The sequence below is a fragment of the Mesorhizobium sp. M7A.F.Ca.ET.027.02.1.1 genome (assembly GCF_004022985.1).
Classification (GTDB): domain Bacteria; phylum Pseudomonadota; class Alphaproteobacteria; order Rhizobiales; family Rhizobiaceae; genus Mesorhizobium.
Genome location: NZ_RZOL01000656.1, coordinates 1 through 2,039, shown reverse-complemented (window position 1 = coordinate 2,039; position 2,039 = coordinate 1). Strand labels below are relative to the sequence as shown.

Below are 2,039 nucleotides of genomic sequence, written 5' to 3'. Positions count from 1 at the left end.
CCCATGTAGACGTCCTGCTCCTTGATGTCCTTGATGGACTTGGCGCCGGTATCCTCGTCGATATCGAACACGATGAGGCGCAGCGTCACCTTCAGCGGCGCGGCATAGGCGAGGTCGCGCTGACGGCATTCGTCAACGTCGAATTTCGGTCCTTCGAACTCGTACTTCACGAACTCCAGCATCGAGGAGCCGGAAAAATCGGAGATCGGGAAAACCGACTTGAAAACGGCCTGCAGTCCCTCGTCCGGACGCCCGCCCTTGGGCTCCGCCACCATCAGGAATTGATCATAGGATGCCTTCTGAACCTCGATGAGGTTCGGCATCTCCGCAACTTCCGGGATCTTTCCGAAGAACTTGCGTACGCGTCTGCGGCCATTGAAAGTCTGGGTCTGGGCCATCGTCGCTCCTTAGCTCTAAACTCGGGACGAGCCTCGCCGCGGCTCGCCTTGCATTCTGGGCCACCTTGGCGGCAACCCTTTGTCTGTTTTCCCGGCGCCTGTCGGCGGCCGGCTAGAACGGGAGAAAACCCGTTTCCTGAAGGCCGATTTTCGGCCCTCAGGAAAGAGGTTCTCGTAGATCTCGCGTTACGCGTGCTCCCTCCGGGCGAAGGGAGTGGCGGACGGCGCGAGGCCGCCCGCCGCTTTCACGATTACTTCAGGTCGACCTTGGCGCCGGCTGCTTCCAGCTGGGCCTTGAACTTGTCAGCGTCGGCCTTGGAAACGCCTTCCTTGACCGGCTTCGGAGCCGCTTCGACCAGATCCTTGGCTTCCTTGAGGCCAAGACCGGTGATGGCGCGGACTTCCTTGATGACGTTGATCTTCTGAGCGCCTGCCTCGGTGAGAACGACGTCGAATTCCGTCTTTTCCTCGACCGGAGCAGCAGCGGCCGCACCACCGCCAGCGGCGGCAACAGCCACCGGAGCAGCGGCGGAAACGCCCCACTTTTCTTCCAGAAGCTTCGACAGCTCGGCCGCCTCGAGGACGGTCAGCTTCGAAAGGTCGTCTACGATCTTTGCGAGATCAGCCATTGTTGTGTTCCTTCATAAGGTTCGAACGTGTGTTTGTGATAGCGAGGAACGGCCTCATGCCGCCTCGTCCTTCCGGGCGTAAGCGCCGATGACGCGCGCGACCGAGGCCGCTGGCGCATTGACGATCTGGGCGATCCGGGTTGCCGGCGTGGCGATCATGCCAACCAGCCTGGCGCGCAGCTCATCGAGCGACGGAAGTGTGGCGAGTGCCTTCACACCGTCGGCATTGAGCGAGGTGGTGCCCATTGCGCCGCCGAGAATGACGAGCTTGTCATTTCCCTTGGCGAAATCGGACGCGACCTTCGGCGCCGCAATCGGATCCTCCGAATAAGCAATCAGCGTCTGTCCCTTGAACAGCTCGATGATCGATGCGGAGTCCGTGCCCTGAAGAGCGATTTTGGCGAGACGGTTCTTCGCGACTTTGACGGTGCCACCGGCGGCGCGCATTTTCGACCGAAGGTCGTTCATTTGCGCGACGGTGATACCGGCGTAGTGGGCCACGACCACTGAACCTGCGTTCGAGAACGCACCGTTCAGGCCCGTGACGAGTTCGCGTTTTTCCGCTCTGTCCACTGCCTATCTCCAGTTGACCCCAATCCTGTTAACGGGAACATCCCATTGACGAGGACAGGCGTCGGGTTGCCTTTTGTCGGCCGGGCCATCCAGTAACGGATCTCCCGAACGACGCTCGAGGATCCTGCCCCCTTTCGCCACATCGACGGTCAAGCCGGCGATGCGCAGACAAAAGGCAAACACGGTTCGAACCTTTCATTGGAGCAATCGCTCCGTTGTCCGGTCTTCACCCGTCTCATGCAGGCCCAAATCGAATTAAGGCTTCTGGGCCGCCTGCAATCTCGGACAGGATGTCCGGAAACCTCTCGGCTTCCGGTACCGGGCCGCCAACTAGGTCGGAGGCCCGGAATTCTTTGCAGATCAGCCGTTTACCGGCCGATCTCGATCAAAACTTATCAGGACGCGTTGAGCGTCGCGACGTCGAGCTTGAGGCCCGGGC

At 60.6% G+C, this 2,039-nt stretch carries 3 protein-coding genes; all 3 read right to left on the bottom strand.

Translation table 11 applies throughout. The features are described from left to right. Nucleotides 1-398 (bottom strand): hypothetical protein (locus tag EN749_RS34785; RefSeq protein ID WP_145991149.1); only part of this gene is annotated, 398 nt, incomplete at its 3' end. Between the two features lie 251 nt (nucleotides 399-649). Further along, nucleotides 650-1,027 (bottom strand): 50S ribosomal protein L7/L12, encoded by a 378-nt coding sequence (gene rplL / locus EN749_RS34780; RefSeq protein ID WP_023762907.1) that lies wholly within the window; start codon nucleotides 1,025-1,027, stop codon nucleotides 650-652. 54 nt (nucleotides 1,028-1,081) lie between these two features. Continuing rightward, nucleotides 1,082-1,600, bottom strand: a complete 519-nt coding sequence (gene rplJ / locus EN749_RS34775) for a 50S ribosomal protein L10 (RefSeq protein WP_013531412.1) — start codon at nucleotides 1,598-1,600, stop codon at nucleotides 1,082-1,084. Nucleotides 1,601-2,039: the final 439 nt, after the last annotated feature.

Bases quoted from the DNA above. Each gene is read 5' to 3' on its own strand.
- rplL (WP_023762907.1), bottom strand. From the start codon at position 1,027: ATGGCTGATCTCGCAAAGATCGTAGACGACCTTTCGAAGCTGACCGTC.